Annotated in this window: 13 protein-coding genes; 4 read left to right on the top strand and 9 right to left on the bottom strand. The window is 68.2% G+C overall.

The features are described 5' to 3' along the window. Positions 1-75 precede the first annotated feature (75 nt). From AC07R7_RS13770 to AC07R7_RS13750, 5 genes are all read right to left on the bottom strand, one after another. On the bottom strand, positions 76-1,998 hold the full coding sequence (locus AC07R7_RS13770) for a sialate O-acetylesterase (protein WP_494635534.1): 1,923 nt from the start codon (positions 1,996-1,998) through the stop codon (positions 76-78). A gap of 29 nt (positions 1,999-2,027) precedes the next feature. Beyond that, positions 2,028-4,724 carry a glycoside hydrolase family 3 C-terminal domain-containing protein gene (locus AC07R7_RS13765; RefSeq protein ID WP_494635533.1) on the bottom strand — a complete coding sequence of 899 codons (2,697 nt, stop codon included), beginning with the start codon at positions 4,722-4,724 and terminating at the stop codon, positions 2,028-2,030. A gap of 35 nt (positions 4,725-4,759) precedes the next feature. Beyond that, positions 4,760-6,757: a right-handed parallel beta-helix repeat-containing protein gene (locus AC07R7_RS13760; RefSeq protein ID WP_494635532.1), complete on the bottom strand. Its 1,998-nt coding sequence runs from the start codon at positions 6,755-6,757 to the stop codon at positions 4,760-4,762. Positions 6,758-6,870: 113 nt separating this feature from the next. Then, positions 6,871-8,415: a tryptophan halogenase family protein gene (locus AC07R7_RS13755; protein ID WP_494635531.1), complete on the bottom strand. Its 1,545-nt coding sequence runs from the start codon at positions 8,413-8,415 to the stop codon at positions 6,871-6,873. Between the two features lie 65 nt (positions 8,416-8,480). Next, positions 8,481-11,387 (bottom strand): TonB-dependent receptor, encoded by a 2,907-nt coding sequence (locus tag AC07R7_RS13750; protein WP_494635530.1) that lies wholly within the window; start codon positions 11,385-11,387, stop codon positions 8,481-8,483. Between the two features lie 356 nt (positions 11,388-11,743). Here AC07R7_RS13750 and AC07R7_RS13745 point away from each other — a divergent pair, with 356 nt between their 5' ends. Continuing rightward, on the top strand, positions 11,744-12,412 hold the full coding sequence (locus AC07R7_RS13745) for a SapC family protein (protein ID WP_494635529.1): 669 nt from the start codon (positions 11,744-11,746) through the stop codon (positions 12,410-12,412). After that, positions 12,409-13,431 (top strand): cupin-like domain-containing protein, encoded by a 1,023-nt coding sequence (locus AC07R7_RS13740; RefSeq protein ID WP_494635528.1) that lies wholly within the window; start codon positions 12,409-12,411, stop codon positions 13,429-13,431. Before AC07R7_RS13745 ends, AC07R7_RS13740 begins: the two co-directional genes overlap by 4 nt. Before the next feature lie 33 nt (positions 13,432-13,464). Here AC07R7_RS13740 and AC07R7_RS13735 read toward each other — a convergent pair whose 3' ends face one another. Beyond that, on the bottom strand, positions 13,465-15,537 hold the full coding sequence (locus tag AC07R7_RS13735) for an alpha-L-arabinofuranosidase family protein (protein WP_494635527.1): 2,073 nt from the start codon (positions 15,535-15,537) through the stop codon (positions 13,465-13,467). A 242-nt stretch (positions 15,538-15,779) separates the two neighbouring features. Here AC07R7_RS13735 and AC07R7_RS13730 point away from each other — a divergent pair, with 242 nt between their 5' ends. After that, a complete protein-coding gene (locus tag AC07R7_RS13730) occupies positions 15,780-16,877 on the top strand; it encodes an alpha/beta hydrolase (RefSeq protein WP_494635526.1) in 1,098 nt (365 codons plus the stop codon). A 31-nt stretch (positions 16,878-16,908) separates the two neighbouring features. Here the strand turns inward: AC07R7_RS13730 and AC07R7_RS13725 are convergent, their stop codons facing one another. From AC07R7_RS13725 to AC07R7_RS13715, 3 genes are read right to left on the bottom strand one after another with little or no spacing between them, the layout of a single operon-like run. After that, positions 16,909-17,835, bottom strand: a complete 927-nt coding sequence (locus AC07R7_RS13725) for a Gfo/Idh/MocA family protein (RefSeq protein ID WP_494635525.1) — start codon at positions 17,833-17,835, stop codon at positions 16,909-16,911. Continuing rightward, positions 17,832-18,818 carry an AraD1 family protein gene (gene araD1, locus AC07R7_RS13720; protein WP_494635524.1) on the bottom strand — a complete coding sequence of 329 codons (987 nt, stop codon included), beginning with the start codon at positions 18,816-18,818 and terminating at the stop codon, positions 17,832-17,834. Before araD1 ends, AC07R7_RS13725 begins: the two co-directional genes overlap by 4 nt. A gap of 19 nt (positions 18,819-18,837) precedes the next feature. After that, positions 18,838-19,983, bottom strand: coding sequence for an aldose epimerase family protein (locus AC07R7_RS13715; RefSeq protein ID WP_494635523.1), 1,146 nt, complete (start codon positions 19,981-19,983; stop codon positions 18,838-18,840). A 125-nt stretch (positions 19,984-20,108) separates the two neighbouring features. Between AC07R7_RS13715 and AC07R7_RS13710 the strand changes: the two genes are divergently transcribed. Beyond that, positions 20,109-21,422, top strand: coding sequence for a sugar MFS transporter (locus AC07R7_RS13710; RefSeq protein ID WP_494635522.1), 1,314 nt, complete (start codon positions 20,109-20,111; stop codon positions 21,420-21,422). Positions 21,423-21,449: the final 27 nt, after the last annotated feature.

The following is a 21,449-nucleotide window of genomic DNA, read 5'->3' as shown; positions in this document are numbered from 1 at the left end:
CGTTGGTCTATGTTCTATGTTACCGGTCACATAAATCTAGCCAACTTGTCTGCGGTCGTCACCCGCCTTGCCGGGTTAGGGAACCTTGATCTCGAACGAGCCGACAGCCCGGCCGGCCTGATCGAAGAGGTTCACCGTCGGACTGTCCGCCCAGGCGTAGCGCACGCGTCCGATGGCCCCGCCGTCGCCTTTCAGCGTGACCTTATCGCCAGCGACATGGCCGGGGGCGTAGCGGCAGGCGCCGTCCGCGCCGCAAAGCTCGAAGCCGATGGCGGTGTCCGCGCCGCGGGCGACCAGGCCTTCGGCCGCGCCGACGAATGTCAGGACGACGCCGCCGTCGGGCGCGCGCTCGGCGGTCGCGACCCTTGGGCCGGCGGCGACGGCTTCTCCGTAGGCGAGGACCCGCAGCGCATCGGCCGCGCGACGGCCGACCTCCTGCTTCTCGCCGGGATGGATGTCGTAGGGATCACCGAGATCGAGGGTGACGACGACCGCCGCGTGGCCGTCGGCTTCCGCGGCGCGTCTCTGGGCGTCGCGCACGCCGGCCCAACCGCTCTCGACGGGCTTGCTCGCGCCGGCGCCGTAGGCCGACAGCTGAATGATCGCGAACGGCAGGGTCGGGGCTTCGAACTGGCGGCGCCAGTCGGCCATCATCGCCGCGAGGCGGCGCTCGTAGCCAGGCAGGCCCGTGTCGGACTCGCCCTGGTACCAGAGCGCCCCGGCCAGGCCGACGGGGCCGAGGGGCGAGATCATCGCGTTGTAAAGGACGCCCGCGCCGTTGATGTCGTCCCACGGCGCGCGCGGAGCGTTGGTCTTGGGCCGTCCCGCCAGGGCGTAGCGCCAGCCGGCGTCAAGCGGGACCGATGTCCCGTCGTCCAGCTGGAGACGCATGAGTTCGGCGGGGCCCGCCAGGCCGCCATCGGCATAGACATTGTCGTCGTTGACCGTGATCCGGTTGCGCCCGGCGACCAGCGTGCCCGGGGCCAGTCGGTAGCGGCGTGGGGCGCCGATGCTGGACCCGCCGACGGCCTTGCCATTGACCCAGGTGCGATCGGCGTCGTCGATCAGGCCCAGCGACAGGACGGCGCCTTGCTCGGCTTGGGCGGGCGTGAGGTCCACGGTCTTCTCGAACCAGACCATTCCCAGATACTTGGTCATCTCCGGCGCGCCCCAGCGGCCGAAATAACTGATCGCGGGAACGGGCGACCAGTCGGGATGCTCGCCGCGCCAGGGCTGTTCGGCGCCCGCGAGACCGGAGTGGTCGCGCCACCAGGTCTCCCACTGACGCGCGACCATGGCCTCCGCCGCCGCCGCGTCACGGGCATGGAGCTCCAGCGCCTTGGCTTCCAGGTCCAGGCCGCCGGCCCGCAGGCCCTCGGGCGCCATCCAGGCGGAAATCCGCGAGCCGCCCCAGCTGGAATGGATCAGGCCGATCGGCGCCTTGGTGGTCCGCCGCAGGTCCTGGCCCGCGTAGAAGCAGACGGCCGAGAACTTGGCGATCGTCCCGGGCGTGGCTGTCGTCCAGGCCGGCGAGACGTCGAAGCGGTTCTTGGGCGTTTCCGCAAGTTGCTTGCCGACGGTCATCAGCCGCAGCTGCGGATCGGCGGCGCCGGCGATCTGAAAGCTGTTCTGAGACTGCTCGGTCGAGAGCTCCATGTTGCTCTGGCCCGAGCAGAGGAAGACGTCGCCGATCAGCAGGTCGTTGACGAAGGTCTGGCCGCTCGGCGCGTCGACCAGCATCTGGTAGGGACCGCCGGCCGCGAGCGCCGGCAGGGCGATGCGAAAGCGGCCATCGCGATCGGCCTGGCCCGTGGCCGAGCGCCCCGCCAGATTGACCATGACCTTTTCGCCGGGCGTGGACCGGCCTGTGACGATGATGGGCTTGCCCCTCTGCAGCACGGCGTGGTCGCCGATCGCGCCGTCGAGCCTGGGCGCGGCGCCGGCCAGCGATGGGAGGAGGAGGGCGAGGGCCCCGGTGATGGTCGCGATGGTCTTCACGCTCTTCTCCTGATCCGCCGAAGCCCGGCCTATTTCGCCAACGCCACGGCGGCGTCGATCGAGAACGGGGCCGACTGGCTTGAAACGCCCATGCCCGGTTGGCCCGAACCGACGCTGACGCGATAGGCGCCGGCCGCCACGCGGCGATCGCCCTCCGGGGTCACCGAGCTGAGATCGCGCGGCGACAGGGTGAAGGTCACCTTGCGGGCTTCGCCGGGCTTTAGCGCCACGCGCTGGAAGCCGCGCAGGGACACGCGCGGCGCGCCGGGGGTGTCGGGGAAGTTCAGATAGAGCTGGGCGACCTCCTCGCCCGGACGCGCGCCGACATTGCGCACGGTGGTGGTCACGCGGACGCTCTGGTCGGTGCGCTCGACCGTGACCGGCGCATAGTCGTAGCGGGTGTAGCTGAGCCCGAAGCCGAATGGATAGACCGGCTCGCCCGTGAAGTAGCGATAGGTGCGACCGGCCATGGCGTAGTCGCCGAAGGGCGGCAGGTCGTCGATCGAGCGATAGAAGGTCAGCGGCAGGCGGCCCGACGGATTGGTCTTGCCGGAAAGAACGTTGGCGACGGCCAGGCCGCCGGACTGGCCCGGATACCAGGCTTCGACGATGGCCGAGGCGTTGGCCTTGGCCCAGGCCAGGTTCACCGGGCTGCCGTTCATCGTCACCACGACGAGCGGCTTCCCCAAGGCCTTGGCCTGTTCCAGCAGCGTCTGCTGATCCGGCGGCAGGTCCAGGGTCGTCTTGTCGCCGCCCTTGAAGCCGGGGACCTCGACCGGGGACTCCTCGGCCTCCAGGTCGGAGGTCAAGCCGACCACGGCGACCAGCACGTCGGCCTGGGCGGCCGCCCTCTTCAGCTCGGCGGTCGGATCGTCGGACACGCGCTTCCAGACGAGATTGACGCCGGACAGGGCGTGGGACTCCGAGACGGTCTCGATCGGATAGCGATGGCCCTTTTCCAAGCGGATGGTCTTGAGGGTCGGCAGGCTGGCCCAGCCGGCCTTGCGCAGGTCGGCGAAGGGCTTGCCGTCGAACTTGAGCTCACCGTTGAAGCCCGCCAGACCCAGGCGATAGGTTCCGCTCTCGGGCGGAACCAGGAAGCCCGTCCAGACCACGCGGTGGTGGTCGGAGACCGAGGCCAGGTCCAGGCTTCGCGAGGCGATGTCCGGCTCGATGCGGGTGACCACCGGCTTGTCGAGATAGCGCATCTTGGCCACCGCGTCGCCGAAGGTCCCCGGCTCGAAGCGCGTCGGCGGCGGCTCGACGGTGTTGTAGTAGCGAGCCAGCAGGCCGGGCTTGCCATCCGGCGTGACCAAGGCCGTGCTCGGCACGCGATCGCCGTCGGTGAAGGAAGCGCCGAACGGCGCGTGGACGATCTTGGCCGACGGCATGGCGCGGCGAAGACCGTCCAGCACCGAGATCGGCGGCGCCGACAGGGCCGAGGAATAGTTGCCGCGCAGGACGCGGGTGGCGTCGGCCAGCGGCCCGATCACCGCGATGCGCAGGCCGGGCTTCAGGGGCAGCAGGCCGTCATTCTTCAGCAGCACCAGGCTCTTCTCGCTGGCGGCCAGCGCCAGGGCCTCGTGCTGGGGCGTCATGACCGAGGTCACCGGCGCCGGGCGGGTTTCGACCGCCCGCACCCCGGGGAGGTCGCCGACCCGCAGGCGCGCCGAATAGAGCCGCACCAGCGCCTGGTCGACGTCGGCCTCGGTGATCAATCCGCGTCGCAATGCCTCGGCGTAGGGCTTGGCCAGGCCCGCGGTGTCGGTCAGGGTCGCGCCGTTGCATTCGTTGTCGACGCCCGCCCGCATCGCCGCGGCGACGGCCGTGGCCGCGTCGGGCGAGTACTTGTGATTGTCGGCGATGTCCTTGACGGCGTCGCAGTCGGAAACGACGTAGCCATCGAACTTCCACGCGCCGCGTAGATGGTCCTTCAGCAGCAGGTCGCTGGCGCAGGCCGGCTGGCCGTCGACGCGGTTGTAGGCGCACATCACCGATCCGGCCTGGCCTTCGATGATCGCGGCGCGGAAGGCGGGCAGATAGGTGTCTTCCAGGTCGTGGCGCGAGACGAAGACGTTGGCGCCGTGCCGGGTCGACTCCGGTCCGCTATGGACCGCGAAGTGCTTGGGCGTGGCGATGACGCGCGGCAGGTCGGGGTCGGGGCCCTGGATGCCCCGCACGAAGGCCACGCCGATGCGGGCGGTCAGGAACGGGTCCTCGCCATAGGTTTCCTGGCCGCGGCCCCAGCGCGGATCGCGGAAGATGTTGATGTTCGGCGACCAGGTGTCGAGGCCCGTTCCGATGCGTCCCATCCGGCCGGTCTGCCGCGACAGGATGTGCAGATCGCGGACCTCGGCGCCGATCGCGGCGGCGACGTCCTGGACGAGGCCCGTGTCGAAGCTGGCGGCCAGGCCGATCGGCTCGGGGAAGTTGGTGGTCGGCAGGGTTCCCAGCGCGCCGTGCAGCGACTCCGTCCACCAGTTGTAGGCCGGGATCCCAAGCCGGGGGATCGCCGGGGCGGTGTTGAGCAGCTGGTCCAGCTTCTCTTCGGTGGTCATCTTGCCGACCATTTCGACGGCCAGCCGGTCGGCCTTGGCGCGCGCGACCGAGGTTTCGGGCTGGGCCGGCGCGAGGGGCGCGGAGAGGGCGGGGGCGGGCGCGCTCAAGGCCAGGCTCGCGCAGAGCGCCGCGCTGGCGGCGCATTGAAGCCAGGATGACTTGGACATGGAAGAAGACCTCATGATGGGCGTCCAGGCTGTGTTCAGGGCTTGGCGGGGCGGGGACCGGCGCGCGCGATCACCTCGCGAGCGGGCGCGGGCCAGGCCTGACCCTCGACGGCGACATTGTCGATCAGGCGGTTGTTGGCGTAGTCGGACCAGGATCCGTTGGCCTTGCCGCCGTTGCGCCAGTTGCCGCGCGCGACGTTGTCCGCCGCCGTGCGGCGCGGATAGGCGCCGTCCAGAGCGTTCAGATTGACCCACAGGCCAAGGCCATCGAAGACGTTGTCGCGCACCGTGATGTATCGCGACCCTTCGTCCAGATAGACGCCGATGCCGCCGGGGACGTCGTAGACGTGGTTCTCCGCGATCAGGGCGCCAGGGTCGGCCGACAGGTGATAGATGGCGCCGCCGTCGGGAAACCACCGCTTCACGCCATGGACGCGATTGCCGACGATCACGGTGTCGCGCAGGGTGGTCGGCGTGTCGTAGACGCGATTGCCGGGCTGGTCGTAGTAGCCGCGACCCAGGCTCATATAGGCGGTGTTGCCGCCAGGGTCGTTGACGCCCCAGCCCCAGCCCACGTCGATGCCGTCATAGGGCGCGTCCGAGACCTCGTTGTGCAGGATCACGGCGGCCGTCGCATAGGTGACCAGGATCGCGGCCTGTTCCCGATAGACCTGGGAGACGCCCTGGACGGTGTTGTCGCGAATGATGATGTCGCGCACGGCCTGTTCCGGGCGCCCCGGGTGGTGCGCGTCGGGCGAGACGCCGCCGACCATGATCGCGCCGCCGGCCAGGTCGTGGAAGCGGCCGCGGACAACCTCGACCGAGCGTGTCTCCAGGCCCGCCCCGCTCAGATTGGCGCTGGCGTCGTTGCCGATGCCGAGGGCGATCTGGCCAAGGTGAGCGAATTCGGCGTCCTCGAAGACGATGCGCGCGGCCGCGGCGACCTGAACCGCCGCCGGCTGCTGTCGCCATTGGTTCCGCATCCCCTCGAAGGCCCAGCATCCCCAGCTGCAGTCGCGGATCGGATCGCTGGGATAGTTCGGGACCTGGCCCGACAGGAAGGCGCCGCTTTGCTGGCTGGCGTAGCCCTCGGCGCTGGAAGGGCCAAGCCAGCTGGTGTGGGCGAAGCCGACGCCGGCGAACTGCAGGTCGCGCACGGGCTGGCCAGGACGGCCGGCGATCGAGACCAGGGCTTCCAGGCGCGGCATGACCACCTGGCTCGAGGCCATGACCTCGCCGTCGCGCGGCTTGTAGTAGAGCTTGCCTTGGGCGGGATCGGCCCACCAGTCGCCGCCAGCCCGGACAAAGGCCAGGGCGTTGCCGATGAAGAAGCGCGCCCTGTCCCCCGAGACCGGGCGGGCGAAGGTGTCGTAGCCGATCAGATTGTTGCGCCAGCCCGGCTGGGCCAGGACGATGCGGTCGCCCTGGATGCTCTCGACCCTCGCGCGACGGTCGGTGAAGAAGCCGGTGTTCTCCACCTCCAGCCGCGCCTGGTCGGGCAGGTCGGCGAGAAAGCGCCAGGCCGGATCGACGATCTGGACGCCCCAGTCGTGGAAGGCGAAGGCCTTGCGAGGGGCCTCGACCGCCGCGCGATGCGCCAGCCGGTCATTGACCCAGATCTGGCGCGGATCGGCGCCGCGCGGGATGTCGGCCACCCAGATGTCGCGCGCGGCGTCCGCCTGGCGCCAGCCTTCGACCGGCTGGCCGCCCGAGAGGACGGGCCGCGCGCCCTTGGCCGCTTCCCAGCGGACCACAAAGCCATCCTGGCCGCCGTCCTCGACCGAGAAGCGCAGCGGCTTGGCCAGGCGATAGACCCCGTCCGCGAGCCGCACCGTGACCGAGTGGGTCTTGTTGACCGACCGCACCGCGGCCTGGGCGCGGGCGAGGGTCGCGAACGGGCGGCCGGGCGCGCCGTCGGCGGCGTCCGAGCCGCCGGGGGCGACCTCGAAGATGACGGGTATGGGCGCGGGGCGTTCGTGGATCTCGACCGAGGAGAACGCCTTTTCCGAGTTGGGACGGTCGGCGGCCGTCATGACGGGGATGTTGGGCGCCGGCGGTAGCTGCGCGCCATGGGCTGCTCCGCTCGCCAGGACAGCGGACAACAGGACGGCCGCGCGACCGCGATGGAAGAGCGATGTATCGCGCGTCATACCGGCTGCAGGCCGTGCTCGACGATCTTGCGGATGAGGTCGCGGTGCTTAGGCAAGCTGGACAGCAGACGTTCGCTTTGCAGGGCGTTCTCGCGCAGGGCGCGTTGGGCCAGGGCCGCCTCGTCGGCGAGCGCGGCGGCCTCGACCTCGGTGCGGAAGCCCATGCCGTAGAGCACATACTGGTAGCTGGCCGAGGGAAACACCTCGTCGGCCCGGTCGAATTCCTCGTGCAGCCACGGCGGCTGGTGACGCCACAGCAGCAGCAGGTCCGACAGGCGCTCGGGGATGGTCGCCGGATCGCGGTTGTCGCGCCAGAAGGCGGTGTCGGTCCTCTGGCTCAGCACGTAATGCAGCTTGAGGAAGTCGATGATCCGGCCCCAGCGGTAGTGGGTCGTGGCGTTGAAGCGTGAGGCCACGATGTCCATCACCTCGCGGCAGGCGGGCATCTGCTCGGCGATAAGCTTGGCCGACAGTTCGATCAGCACGATGGCCGACGCTTCCAGCGGCTCCAGGAAGCCCGCCGCCAGGCCCACGGCCACGCAGTTGCGCTTCCAGAAGGTTTCGCGGTGGCCCGAGCGGATGGTGATCTTGCGGACCGGCAGGTCCTTGCCGGCCGGACCGAGATAGGCCCGCAGCTCGCGCTCGGCCTCGTGGTCGGAGATATGGCGACTGGAATAGACGTGCCCGGTCCCGCGCCGGCTCGGCAGGCCGATGTCCCAGATCCAGCCCGCCGACTGGGCGGTCGAGATGGTGTGGGTGGCGATGGGGCTGTCGGGACGTTCGTACGGGATCTGCACGGCCAACGCCGTGTCGCAGAACAGGATGTCGCCGCAGTCGCGGAACTTCACGCCAAGCGTTTCGCCCAGCAGCAGAGACCTGAAGCCGGTGCAGTCCACGAAGAGGTCGCCCTCGATCTCGCCGGCCTGTTCGGTGACGACCGCGCGGATGTCGCCGTCCTCGGCCAAGGCCACGCCGCGTACGTCGGCCAGGACATGGCGGACGCCCAGCTTGTCGCAACAGTGGCGTTGCAGGAACGGCGCGAACTTGCCCGCGTCCAGGTGGTAGGCGTAGTTGGCCGCGCCCTGATAGGGCGGGGCGGTGATGGTCTTGGGCCCAAGGCCCTCGTCGCAGAGGCGGCCCTGCGGACAGACCGCGTCGCAGAAGCTGCCGGACGCGTCGCCGGCCAGCCAGTGGGGCGCCAGGTTGATCTGCCCGAAGCTCTGGGGCAGCACCAGCGGGTGATAGTAGGCGTCGTCGGGCTCGCCCGTGGTCCAGCGCGCGAACTTGGCGCCCTGTTTGAACGCGGCGTCGCACTCGCGGAAGAAGTCGGTTTCGGAAACCCCGATCTTGGACAGGGTCGTCCGCAGGGTCGGCCAGGTGCCTTCACCGACGCCGATGATCGGCGTGGTCGGCGACTCCACCAGGGTCACCGTGAAGCCAGTCGCCTGCCGCGCGCGATGCTTGGCGGCGATCACGCCGGCGGTGAGCCAGCCCGCGGTCCCGCCGCCGACGATGACGATATTCTTGACGGGACGGACCATGGCCTATCGAAGAAAAAGCGACTGGGAACGACGGCTCGACGTTCCCAGTCTAGGGGAGGGGAATACTAGAAGCGGAAGCGGACCCCGGCCGTATAGCGGCGGCCGTAGGCGAACACGTCGAGCAGCTGGTTGTCGAACCGCCCGTGCGTGCTCTGGACTTCGTTGGTCAGGTTGAGCGCCTCGAAGAAGCCGGTGATCTGCTTGGTGATCGCGTAGCTGGTGCTGAAGTCGATCTGCAGGTTCGGGTTCTCGAAGGTCGGCTCGGAGCCGAACGCACCGGTGTTCTGGTTCTGGCCGAAAGCGCGCAGATACTCCTTGCGGTAGTTGACCGCCACGCGGGCCTCCAGACCGTTCTTGTCATAGAAGGCCACGAGGTTGGCCGAGTTGGCCAGGCCCGTGATCGCAAAGCCGCTCTGGGAGATGTCCTTGGGATCGTAGGGCTTGTTGGTGTCGACGAAGGTGGCGTTGGCGTTGAAGCCGAAGCCGCTGTCGCCGAACACGTGCTGCCAGGCCAGTTCGACCCCGCGCACGGTGGCTTCCGGTCCGTTCACCTGCTGGGTGACGCTGAAGATCGCCGGCTGACCGGTCGTTGGATCGATCACGCCGTTGATTGTCTGCCGCTGGGTGCCGCCGACGATGAAGTTGCTGACGTCCTTGATGAAGAAGTTCACCGCCGCGTACGAGTTGGGCTTGTAGTACCACTCGACCGCGGCGTCGAAGTTGTCGGCCAGGTAAGGCTTCAGCGAGGGGCTGCCGCCACTGGCCGTCAGGGCGCCGACGCGCTGGCCGGTGCCCACGCTGGCCACGGGGGTCAGCAGGTTGAGGCCCGGGCGGGTCAGGGTGCGCGAGGCGTCCAGACGCAGGTGGATGCTGTCCGTCAGCTCCAGTTTCATGTCGAGGCTGGGCAACAGGTACGAGTAGTTGCTCTTGGTCGACACGCTCTGAGGCGCGCTCAGCGACACGGTCAGCAGGGTAGGATCCCCGGCGCTGCGCGTGATCGCGGTCGGCACCTGACCGAAGCCCGCCGAGGTGACGTGGGTGTTCTCCTCGCGCACGCCGGCGTTGAAGTGGAACGGCATGCCGGCCACCTCGATGTCGAAATTGGCCTTCACGAACAGCGACCACGTCTTCTCGGTGATGTCGCGGATGCTGCCGTTGTCGAGCGCCATGTCGAACGCGCCGGTGAACTGGGTTCCAACGCCGCTGCCGCTGTAGTTGAAGCCGGGGATGTTCTTGGCTTGCGGGTTGCCCAGGCCGGTCAGGAACTTCTGGTATTCTTGAGCGTCGAACTTCAGCAGGTAGGGCGGCAGGGCGCCGTCGAAGCCGGGGATGAAGTTCTTGGTGCTGACCTTTTCGGTGAACAGGCTGGCCGGGACCATGACCCCGCCGTTAGGACCCGAGGCGGGACCGTAGCCGGGATAGGCCTGCCAGAAGTTGTTCACGAACGTATTGCTTTGCTGGAACTTGTAGTGGTCTTCCAGGTAGGTGCCGCCGGCCTTGATCTTGAAGCCGTCCTGCTCCCACGACCCGGCGAAGCGCAGCTGCTTGACGACGTCGGTGTTCTGCTGGGCCTGGCGCACCACCACGTGGGAGCCGATCACCGAGGTGTCAGCCCACCGCGACCCGTCGCCGTTGGGGCCGTAGCCGTGGAGGACCGGAAGCGTGTTGTCGCTGCTGCCGCCGATGCTGATACCCAGGGCCGGGCCGATGCCGAAGCCGTAGCCGACGTCGGCGTTGTCGCTGGTGATCTCGCCGCCCGGGTTCAGCCAGCTCTTGGCGTAGCTGCCGTCGGCCTCGAACTTCAGGTTCTCGGAGACTTCCCACTGCAGGTTCAGGCCCGTCTGGTTCGTCCTCAGGACCGAACGGTCGGTGCCGGCCGTGAAATCGGTCTGCGAGCCGGCCTGGGTGAAGTCGACGGTCGTCCCGTTCTGGTCAAGCTTGACGTTCCGAAGGCCGTCCTGGTTGAACCAGATGCCGTAGCCGAAATTGTCCGCGCGGATGTTCTGGCGCGAATAGTTGTCGTCCAGGGTGACCGTCACGCCCTCGACCGGCGCCCATTGCAGGGCGATGCGGCCGTCGAGGCGCTCATCCTTGGTGTAGATCTGAGTCGCGCCGGCCTGTTGCTCGAACCAGCCCAGGACCGTCTTGCCCGCGGACAGCTGGGCGGGGGTGCACGCCGCCGTCAACTGGCACGGCGCGTAGTAGCCGCCCGGCCAGCCGCTGACATAGACGCGGTTGGTCTGGGTGTCGTGGCGCGTGTACATCGCGTCGACCAGCACCCCGAACTTGTTGTCGGCGAACGTGTCGCTGAACAGCGCGCCGACCGTGGGCACGAACTTGCCGGCGTCGTCCTGCACCGAACCCGACGCGCTCAGGGCCATGCGGCGACCCGGATGGTCGAAGGGCTTGGGGAAGGAGACGTTGACCGTGGCGCCGATCGAGCTGCTCGACAGCGACACGTCCGGAGTCTTCAGGACGCTTAGACCGCCGACGAAGTCCGCGCCGACGGTGCTGAAATCGACCGAGCGACCGCCGGTCGCCGTCGAGATTCGACGACCGTCGTACAGGGTCTCGTTGAAGTCGCCGCCAAAGCCGCGGACCGTGATGCCCTGCGGCTCGCCGCGGGCCCCGGAACGCTGGATCGACACGCCCGGCAGCCGCTGCAGCGAGGCGGCGACGTTCGAGTCGGGGAACTTGCCGATGTCCTCGGCCGAGATGGCGTCGACGACGCCGGCCGAACTGCGCTTGATGTCGAGGTTGCGTTGCAGCGAGCCGCGCAGGCCCGTGACGATGACTTCCTCGACCACGCTTTGATCGGAGGCTTGCGACGCGCCGGCCTGTTCCGCGGCCGGAGCGGCCAGGGTCGAGGCGGTCGAGATCACCTCGTCGGCGGTTTCCGTGGCGTTGGCGGCGCCGCAGAGAGCCAAGACCAGCAGGCTGGACGCGCCGACAAGCGCGAGCCTGCCGCTCAATCCGCGCGCGGATTTACTCTGATAAGAAAAGTTGGATAGCTTCATTTCCCCCTCCAGGTGTCATGGGATGACTTGTTACCGGCACGTGTGGCCGGCCTTATCCGAGAGCGTTGTAAGCTCGCGAATTCACTGGGTATGAGGGAGCTTCGCCAAAGCATGGCGTCGGTAGCGCATCATATCCTCCCACATGCATTTTTATGCTTATGGGCGAACGGTAGTCCGAAAAGGTACCGGTATCAATATCTATTTGTCGGTGTAATTATCGTCGCGTTAGACGTCTGACGCTGGACGCGTTAAGGGTCGCCAAGGCCGCTCGGATCAAACATGAGCGGCGGGGAGGGACGATGGATCTGCAGTTGCTGAACGCCCAGGATCACGGCCGCTTGCGGCTTGGCCAGCTTCCAGCGGCTGGCCCGCACTTCGTCCAGATCGTGCCGTCGGAATTCGTCGCGGCGGCCGCCGTGTGCCCCATCTTCCTGACCAAGAACGCGGACACGGGCCAATTCTACGCGGGCGCCATGTTTGGCTTCGAGCCCGGCGAGAGTCTTGTTGGCGTCGGGGAAACGACCCGGGCCTCGTTCACGCCCCTGGATCTCGAGCGCCAGGGGGTCTTCCTGACGGACGGCGGCGCGATCGCCGTCGACCTTGATCATCCCAGGTTCGCCGCCGGCCAGGGCGCGCCGCTTTTCGACGCGCAGGGCGAGCCCACCGCCGCCACCCGCCGGCTGCAGCATGTTCTGGCTCAACTGCGGGCGGGCGTCGTTGAGAGTGAAGGCTTCATACAGGGACTGCTGTCGCTGAAGCTCATCGAGCCGATCGACATCGATCTCTCCTTCGATGACGGCCGGCGCCTCTCCCTGAACGGGCTCTATACGGTCAGCCTCGACGCCTTGAGCGAGCTCGATGACGCGACCGCGCTGGGGCTTTTCCGGCGCGGGAATCTGCAACTCATCTACGCGATGAGCGGATCGCTCAGGCAGGTTTCGGCCCTGGCCAAGCTGCGGAACGACAAGCTCGCCGCATGAGGCCGCCACCCTCTTCGGACCTCCGGCGGGTCGAGCCGGGCGCTCTTGCCCTTGGCGGGGCGGAGGCCTTCGCCGAGCTGGCCGCCGGTTGCGAGCCGGTCGTGCTTCCGGGCCTGTGCCGCGCCTGGCCGGCCGTGCGGGCGGCCAATGGCGGGTGGCCGGCCTTGGTGGCCTATCTCCTCGACTTCGCGACCGATCGCATGGGCGAGGCGTTCGTCGGGGCGCCAGCCATCGCCGGTCGCTACGACTATGGCGACGGGCCGGAAGGGTTCAATTTCGATCGCGTATCCATGACCCTGGCCCAGGGGTTGGATCGCATGGGGCGGGCCGCCGCCGACGCCCGCCTCGCCACCCACTACATGGGCTCGCTCCCGGTCGACGACTATGTTCCGGGCTTTGGCGAGGACAACAGGCTGGACCTGCTGGCCCCGGCGATCCGGCCGCGGGTTTGGCTCGGCAATGCCGGCCGCGTGGCCTGCCACTACGACACCTACGACAACATCGCCTGCGTCGTGGCGGGGCGACGACGCTTCATCCTCTATCCGCCCGACGCGGTCGGCGATCTCTATGTCGGGCCGATCGATCACACCCTGGCGGGCCAGCCCATCTCCATGGCGGCCAACGCCCCGGACGGTGATCCGCGGTATCCGCGCTTCGCGACCGCCGCGTCCCGCGCCCGGGTGGTCGAGCTGCAGCCCGGCGACGCGTTGTTTCTTCCGAAGCTCTGGTGGCACCAGGTCGAGGCGCTGGAGCCCGTCAACATGCTGGTCAACTACTGGTGGGACGCTGCCGCGGTTGGTCCCGACGCGCCCTACCTGACGATGATGCTGGCCATGACCGCGATCGCCGAGCGGCCGCCGGCCGAGCGCGCGGCGTGGCGGGCGTTCTTCGATCACTACGTCTTCCGGCCCGACGGGCATCCGCTGGCCCATCTTCCGGCCGAGCGCCATGGGCTGCTCGACAAGAGCGCCCATGGCCGCGTTCGGGCCCTGGTCATGCGCGCGCTACGCGGCGGCTAGGGCGCCGACCCCGGAGGCCGGCGCCCGCTGACGTCAGCGCCGGGCGATCGGGAACTCGAAGATGCTCACCGAGGTGGGCGAGACCGACAGACCCTTTGACGGGGCGGCGGCAGAGCTCTCTTTGACCGTGACGCCGTCCGGCGCCCCAACCTTGTTCTGGGCCTTGAGGTCCGGGCCGCTCAGCACCCACTTTCGGCCCGCGCCGCGAACGTTCAGCGCCTTGAGGTCGAGCTTCACGGTCTGAGCCTCGAAGGTGGCGTTGACGACGCCGACCCGCAGGGCCTTGCCGTCCGGCGTCAGGCCGGCGATCACGTCGAGGGGGTAGGTCGGGCTGCCGGCGCGTACCTGGGGATGGGCGAAGCCGACGGGATAGCGCGGCGCCGGTTGCGGGACCTGGCCTTGAACGGCCAGCGGCGTGACGCCGGTCCCGAAGCGCTCGCCATAGAGTTTGAAGATCAGGCCCGTCGTGTTGAGCTTGGCGTCGGTGGGCGTGATGTCCATGGTCGAGGCGCCGGTCGTGAAGGCGCCCATGGTCAGGAAGTCGGTGTGGCGCAGCATCTCCTGCAGCACCATGGCGTAGGCGAGGGCCGACTTGAGATTGACCTCGCCGAAATAGGCGTACTCGTCGATCGACAGGAAGATCTTCTTGGCCTCCATCGCCGGGAAGCGCTTCTGGTAGATCTTCCACTCTTCGGCCTTCATCCGCACCTGGTTCGAGGGCGCGCGGACATATTCGATCAGTTCGGCGTCCTTGGGCGCGGTCGGGCGTTCCTCGGGGCGATCGTACCAGTGCTCGGAAATGCCGTCGAAATTGCCCCAGGCCTTGGCCAGCAGGCCGCCGGTCCAGTCCCACTCGGTCCCGAACTTGGGGGCGATGCTTTCCAGGGAGGCGTTCTCCTTGGTGTCCTTCGGATGCATCTGGTCGGGCATGGCGCCCGAGCCGATCAGGGTGATGGTCGGATCGACCGCCCGCATCGCGTCGGCGAAAGCGTTGTGCTTGATCATGAAATAGTCGAGCGAGGTCTTGCCGATCTGCCACCAGCCGTAGGGCTCGTTGCCGATGTTCCAGAACTTGACGCCATAGGGTTCGGGATGGCCGTTGGCGGCCCGCCGGGCGCCCCAGGTGCTGGTGGCCGGGCCATTGAGATACTCGACCTCCTCGGCGGCCGAATTGGCGTCGCCCAGGCCGGCGTTGACGGTGACATAGGGTTCGACGCCGATGATCCTGGTCAGATCCATCCACTCGTCCATGCCGATGTCGTCGGGCTGCATGGCGCTCCAGGCGTGGTCGAACATCGGCGGGCGTTTGTCGCGCGGACCAATGGCGCTGTGCCAGTCCCAGTCCGACAGGAAGTTGCCTCCGGGCAGCCGCCACATGCCCGAATTGAGCGATCGCGCGATGGCGGTGGTGTCGGCGCGCCAGCCCCGGATATTGTCGGAAGGCATCAGGGACACCGCGCCAACGCGGAACGATCTCGAGCCCAGGCCGGTGATCTCCAGGCGGGCGTCGGTGGCGTCGGCCGTCGGGGTGAAGCTGAAGTCGACGCGCTTCCAGGCTGCGTCTGGCGCGGGCAGGGTCACGGTCTGGCGTGCTTCAGGACCGTCGCCCCAGATCAGGGTCACTTCGATTCTGGCGCCCGGATCGCCGGCCAGCTGGAGGTAGCCGTCGTAGCGCTTGCCCTTCGCCAGGCCGATGCCGGCCTGCGACAGGCCCTTGGACGTCGTCGCGTTCACGCGGATCATGGGACTCTGCTTCCCGACATAGGGCGCTTTGGCGTCCATGGTCACCGCGTCGTCCCCGCCGATGGGGCGCCACTTGCGATAGGTCACCCCGGGGCGGCCCTCGGCGTTCAGGGGCGGAGGTTGATCGAGGGCTGGCGCGACGACGGGGTAGTAGAACTTGCGGTCGTCCAGCATCTCGGCCCACAGCGTGCGGGCCACCAGTCCGCCGATCGGCTCGATGAACATGCCGTATTCGTATTTGGTGATCGGCGCGGCGCGCTGGGCGCCGTCGATGGTCACCGTGACCGGCGTCGCCGCGCAGGTCATGGTGGCGACCGCCATCGACCCCGCCAGGCACGCGCCCAGCATCAACCCGTATCGCATTGTCTTCTCCCTAATTACTCAGTCTTTTTTGAATTATGGGCGCGACGCGCGGCGCCATTTTCGTGGCGACCGTCTTCGTCGAGTTACCCGTCCTAGTGTTCGTTATGCAGGTCAAAAGGCGTCTTCCGAAGGCCGTCTGCAATCCAGCCGGAACGGTTGACGTCGAAATCTTTTAGACGGACAAATGGTAACGCTAACAAGTTGCGCGGCGCAAGATCGCAAAGTGAACTGGGAGGGTTTGAATGAAGAGATCCGAGATCAAGGCCGGGCGCGGCCATGGCTGGGCCAAGCTGGCCTGCGCGATGGCGATCGCGCTGTCCGGGGCGACCCTGGCGCAGGCCCAGGTGGCCACCAACGCGCCCCCGGCCGTCGCCGGCGCCAAGCCGGTCGCTCTCCAGCGCATCAAGGTCCATTCGCCGGCGGTCGAGGGCAATCTCGAGGGCGAGACCGCCGATCGTGACGTGCTGGTGTTCCTGCCGCCGGGCTATGCCAGCCATCCCAAGCGGCGCTACCCGGTCGTCTACGCGCTGCACGGCTATTCGATCGGCGCCGAGCAATGGAGCGGCGAGATCCACGCGTCCCAGACGATCGCGGGGGCCTTCGCCAAGGGCGCGGGCGAGGTGATCGTCGTGCTGCCCGACAGCAAGACCGTGCACAACGGCTCGATGTATTCCAGCTCCCAGACCACGGGCGACTTCGAGACCTTCGTGTCCCGGGACCTGGTCGCCTATGTCGACCAGCACTATCGCACCCTGGCCCGGCGCGAGAGTCGCGGCCTAGTGGGCCACTCGATGGGCGGATACGGCGCCAGCCGGATCGGCATGCGCCATGCCGACGTGTTCGGCGCGCTCTACATGATGAGCCCCTGCTGCCTGTCGCCGCGTGACCCGGCCCAGGCCCCTCCCGGCGCGGCCGCCGCGCTCGCCGAGGTCAAGACGTTGCAGGATGCGACCAAGCTGCCCTGGGGCCTGCGCGCCCAACTGGCCACGGCCGCGGCCTGGTCGCCCAATCCGGAGAAGCCGCCGCTCTATCTGGACCTGCCGGTCGAGAACGGCGTGACCCGGCCGGACGTGGTGGCCAAGTGGGCCGCCAACGCGCCCCTGGCCTTCATCGACCAGTATGTCGGCGCTCTGCGGCGCTACAAGGCGATCGCCATCGATGTCGGCGACCGTGACGGGCTGAAGGACGACGCGGCCAAGCTTCACGCGGTGATGGACCGCTATGGCCTGGCCAACAGCTTCGAGATCTATCCCGGCGACCACACCAGCGACGTTCCGACCCGCTTCCAGGATCACGTGCTGCCGTTCTTCAGCCGCAACCTCGCTTTCGACAAGCGTTAGCGGTTCCTGGCGCTGGTAAGGCCTCGCGGCCTTACCAGTCGAAGGCCGGCGCGACGCGGCGCTCGCCGAGCAGAAACGCGTCGGCGACGTGGCGCAGCGGCGAGGTGTCCACGTCGCTGGCCCCGTCGGCGATCAGCCGGGCGAAGGCGTCGTAGAGGCCCGGATATTCGCGGTCGGGTCCTTCGTGCAGCAGCTTGCCGTCGATCCACAGCTTGGCGCCGCCGTTCGTCAGCTTCAGCGCGCCGTCGTCGGTGTCGACCTCGATGTCCCAGCTTTGCGGACCGGTCTGGAGGAAATCCAGTTCGACGCGGATCGGCGCGCCGGCCGTGTCGCGGAAGTCCAGCTCGGCCTGGATCGGCGCCTGGCGATTGGCCGGCACGTGCAGCAGGCCGCGCGAGAGGAAGAACGGGCGGGGCAGGACGCGCGTGGCGATCGACAGGGCGTTGATGGCGGGGTCGAAGACGCCCAGGCCCCCCGCTTCCCAGATCCAGTCCTGGCCCGGATGCCAGACGCGGACGTCTTCCTTCCAGTTGATCCGCACGGCGTTGACGGACCGTTCGGCCAGCCAGGCGCGCGCCGGCTCAACGGCCGCGGCATGGCGCGAGTGCCAGGTCGCCTGCAGGGTCAGGCCCCGGGCGGCCGCGACCTGACGCAGGTCCTCGACCTCGCTCAGCGTCGCGCCCGGCGGTTTCTCCAGCATGACGTGCTTGCCGGCCGCCAGCGCCAGATGCGCCAGGCCGTGGCGCGGCTGGGGCGGCGTGCACAGGGCCACGGCGTCGATCGCCAGGCCGTCGGCAAGAAGGTCCTCCAGCTTGGCGAAGTGGGCGACGCCGTCGAGACCGGCGTGACGGCTGACGACAGCGGCCAGTTCGAAGCGGCGATCGGCGGCGATGGCCGGCGCGTGCTGGTCGTGGGCGATCTTGCCCAGGCCAACGAGAGCGAGGCGGATCGGGGTCACAGCGCCTTCACGGTCACGGGCTGGTCGACCGCCTGGGCCAGCGGGTTGCTGACCGGATAGCGGAACGGCGCGGCCTCGATCTCGAACACATCGCCTTCCTGGGTCTGGAGGCCCTCGGAGAAGGAAAGGGTGGCGGTGCCGAAGAAGTGGACGTGCACGTCGCCGGGGCGGCGGAACAGGTCGTACTTGAAGTGGTGATGCTCGAGATTGGCGATGGCGTGGGACATGTTCGCCTCGCCCGACAGGAAGGGCTTCTCCCAGATGGTCTCGCCGTCACGGACGATGCGGCTGGTCCCGCGCACGTCGGCGGGGAGGGCCCCAGGCAGCAGCTCAGGACCGAGCGCCGCGTTGCGCAGCTTGGAGTGCGCCAGCCACAGGTAGTTGCCGCGCTCGATCACGTGGTCGGAGAACTCGTTGGCCAGGCAGAAGCCCAACCGGTGCGGCGTCCCGTCGGGACCGATCAGATAGACGCCGGCGATCTCGGGCTCCTCGCCGCCGTCCTGGGCGAAGCCGGGCGAGGTCAGCGGCTGGCCGGGGCCGACCAGTTGCGAGCCGTCGCCCTTGTAGAACCACTCAGGCTGCACGCCGGTCTGGCCGGGGGCGGGCTTGCCGCCTTCCACGCCCATCAGGAACATCCGCATGGAGTCGGTCAGTTGCTCGCCAGACTGGGCGGCCTTGTGCATCTTGTCCCGGCCCTCGGCCGAGCCGAGGTGCGTCAGGCCGGTGCCGGTCAGGAACAGGTGCGCGGGATCGGGATGGTCGATCGGCGCCAGCACGCGCCCTTCGGCCAGGGCGGCGGCGATGTCGACCGTTTCGCCCAGCGCCGATCGCGCGGTTTCGACCAGGGTCGAGCGCGTGGCCAGCACCTTGTGGGCCAGGTCCAGCAGGGTGTCGGCGACGCCGACCTGACGGGCGGTTCCCTGGTCATCGAGCATCGCCAGGCCGCGCCGGCCCACGCCGTCGACAAATTGTACAAATGTCATTCTGGACTGTCCTTACTGGCTACTTTGCGATGGAGAGCTTGAAGACCATGCGGTTGCTGTAGCGCTCGCCTGGGTTCAGGCGGATCGAGGCGAAAGCCGGCTTGTTCGGCGCGTCGGGAAAGTGCTGCGGCTCCAGCGCGATGCCGTCGCCCTGGCGATAGATCTTGCCGCTCTTGCCCACCATCGTGCCGTCGATGAAGTTGCCGGCGTAGAACTGGATGCCGGGCTGGTCCGACAGGACGTCCAGCGTGCGGCCGCTCTTGGGATCCGACAGGCGCGCGGCCAGACGCAGGGCGCCGGACTTGCCGTTCAGGACGTAGTTGTGGTCATAGCCCCGGCCGATGACCATCTGCGGATCGCGGGCGTCGCGGATGCGCGTCCCCACGGCGGTCGGCTTGCGGAAGTCGAACGCCGTGCCGGCCACCGGTTTGATCTCGCCGGTCGGGATCAGTTCGCCGTCGACCGGTGTGTAGCCGTCGGCGAGGAGGGTGAGGACGTTGCCCATGGCGCCGTCGGCCGAGCCTTCGCCCGCGAGGTTGAACAGGGCGTGATTGCTCATGTTGACGATGGTCGGCTTGTCGGTCGTCGCGCCGTAGGTCACCGTCAGCTGGTTCTTCTCGTCCAGGGCGTAGGTCGCCGTGGCGGTCAGGGTCCCCGGATAGCCTTCTTCGCCATCGGCGCTGACATAGCCCAGGGTCACGGACGCGGCGGCCGGGCCGGACTTCGCGTCGAGCACCTTCCAGACGACCTTGTCGAAGCCCTTCACGCCGCCGTGCAGAGCCGCGACGCCGTTGTTGTTCAGCGCCAGCTGATAGCTCTTGCCGTCCAGCGTGAAGCGGCCCTTGCCAATGCGGTTGGCGACGCGTCCGACCGTCGCGCCGAAATAGCTGGCGTTGCGCGCATAGGCGCCGGCGTCGGCGAAGCCGAGCACGATGTCGGCCTTGGCGCCATTGCGGCCCGGCGCGACCAGCGACTGAAGGGTGGCGCCGTAGGTGATCACGGTGGCGCTGACCCCGTGAGCGTTGGTCAGGGTGAAGGCCTCGACCGCTTCGCCCGAGGGCGTCTGGCCGAACGCGGCGCGCGACAGGGTCGCGGCATGACCGGCGATCGGGCCGGCGAGGGTGAGCAGGGCCACCGCTCCAGCCGACAGGTTTGCGACGCGCATTCGAACCTTCTCCCCGATCCTGTTGACCGCTCTCGATTGACGGTCATGGTGACCGCCATATACTCCGACAAAACAAACGTGCGCAACCGACGTCGCGCCGAGCATCACATTCGGGAGACTATCCAATGGCGCCAGCGCCCATGACGTCGGCCGCGCGGTCGGACGGCGGTTCCGCGGTCACGCAGAAATCGGCCCTGACCCTGCTGGCCAGCCTCTTTTTCATGTGGGGCTTCATCACGGTGATCAACAACACCCTGCTGCCGCATCTGCGCTCGGTGTTCGACCTCAACTACACCCAGACCACCCTGATCGAATCGACCTGGTTCATCGCCTATTTCGTCGCCTCGTTGCCTTCGGCCAAGCTGATCGAGAAGATCGGCTACAAGCGCGCCCTGGTGACCGGCCTCCTGATCATGGCGCTGGGCGCGCTGCTGATGATCCCGGCCGCGCGGATCCCGTCCTACGGCGTGGTGCTGACGGCGCTGTTCATCATCGCCTCGGGGATCACGCTGCTGCAGGTCGCGGCCAACCCCTATGTGGCGGTGATCGGACCGCCCGAGACGGCGTCGTCGCGTCTGAACCTCGTGCAGGCCTTCAATTCGATGGGCACGACGCTGGCGCCGCTGTTCGGCGGCTGGCTGATCCTGTCGCGTTCAGCCTCGGGCAACAGCCAGGCCGGGGCGGTGCTCACCCCGGCCCAGCGCCTGGCCGACGCCCAGTCGGTGCAATTGCCCTATTTGATCGTGGCGCTGGTGCTGGTGGGGCTGGCGGTGGTGATCGCTTTCTACAAGTTGCCCGAGCTGGGCCTGGCCGCCCAACGCGCCGGCGCCGAGGAGCGCAAGAAGCACTCGCTGTGGCGCCACCGCAATCTGGTGCTCGGCGTGCCGGCCATCTTCATCTACCTGATCGCCGAAATCGGCGTCAGCAACCTCTTCATCAACTTCATCTCCGCGCCCGAGATCGGCGGCGTCACCCATGCCCAGGCCTCTCGCTACCTGTTCCTGCTGTGGGGCGGGATGATGGTCGGCCGCTTCGTCGGCAGCCAGCTGATGCGCAAGGTCGCCGCGGAGAAGATCCTGGCCGTGGCCAGCCTGCTGGCGTTCATCGTGATGATCGTCACGGTCCTGGCCCATGGGCCCCTGGCCATGTGGAGCTTGATCGCGGTGGGCCTTTTCCACTCGATCATGTTCCCCACCATCTTCACGCTCGGCATCAAGAACCTGGGACCGCTGACCGAAGAGGGCTCGGGGCTCCTGGTCATGGCCATCGCCGGCGGTGCGCTGGTGGTGGTCCAGGGCCAGATCGCCGACGCCTATGGCCTGCAGGTGTCGTTCCTGCTGACGGCGGTGTGCGAGCTCTACGTGCTGTTCTACGCGCTCTGGGGCTGCAAGCCGACCGGGGACGCGCAGGACGCGGACAAGGTCGGCGAAGCGGCCTGAATCGGCTCCGCCATGCGCCCAACGCGG

The sequence above is a fragment of the Caulobacter sp. GW821-FHT05F04 genome (genome assembly GCF_059419665.1).
The sequence above is the reverse complement of the archived record's forward strand: the minus strand, read 5'-3'. Positions and strand labels throughout refer to the sequence as shown.

What these genes read in the sequence shown, in the direction of transcription:
- AC07R7_RS13710 (WP_494635522.1), top strand. Translation starts at nt 20,109, where the DNA reads ATGGCGCCAGCGCCCATGACGTCGGCCGCGCGGTCGGACGGCGGTTCC.
- AC07R7_RS13740 (WP_494635528.1), top strand. Translation starts at nt 12,409, where the DNA reads ATGAGGCCGCCACCCTCTTCGGACCTCCGGCGGGTCGAGCCGGGCGCT.
- AC07R7_RS13730 (WP_494635526.1), top strand. Translation starts at nt 15,780, where the DNA reads ATGAAGAGATCCGAGATCAAGGCCGGGCGCGGCCATGGCTGGGCCAAG.
- AC07R7_RS13715 (WP_494635523.1), bottom strand. Translation starts at nt 19,983, where the DNA reads ATGCGCGTCGCAAACCTGTCGGCTGGAGCGGTGGCCCTGCTCACCCTC.
- AC07R7_RS13760 (WP_494635532.1), bottom strand. Translation starts at nt 6,757, where the DNA reads ATGACGGCCGCCGACCGTCCCAACTCGGAAAAGGCGTTCTCCTCGGTC.
- AC07R7_RS13765 (WP_494635533.1), bottom strand. Translation starts at nt 4,724, where the DNA reads ATGTCCAAGTCATCCTGGCTTCAATGCGCCGCCAGCGCGGCGCTCTGC.
- AC07R7_RS13735 (WP_494635527.1), bottom strand. Translation starts at nt 15,537, where the DNA reads ATGCGATACGGGTTGATGCTGGGCGCGTGCCTGGCGGGGTCGATGGCG.
- araD1 (WP_494635524.1), bottom strand. Translation starts at nt 18,818, where the DNA reads ATGACATTTGTACAATTTGTCGACGGCGTGGGCCGGCGCGGCCTGGCG.
- AC07R7_RS13755 (WP_494635531.1), bottom strand. Translation starts at nt 8,415, where the DNA reads ATGGTCCGTCCCGTCAAGAATATCGTCATCGTCGGCGGCGGGACCGCG.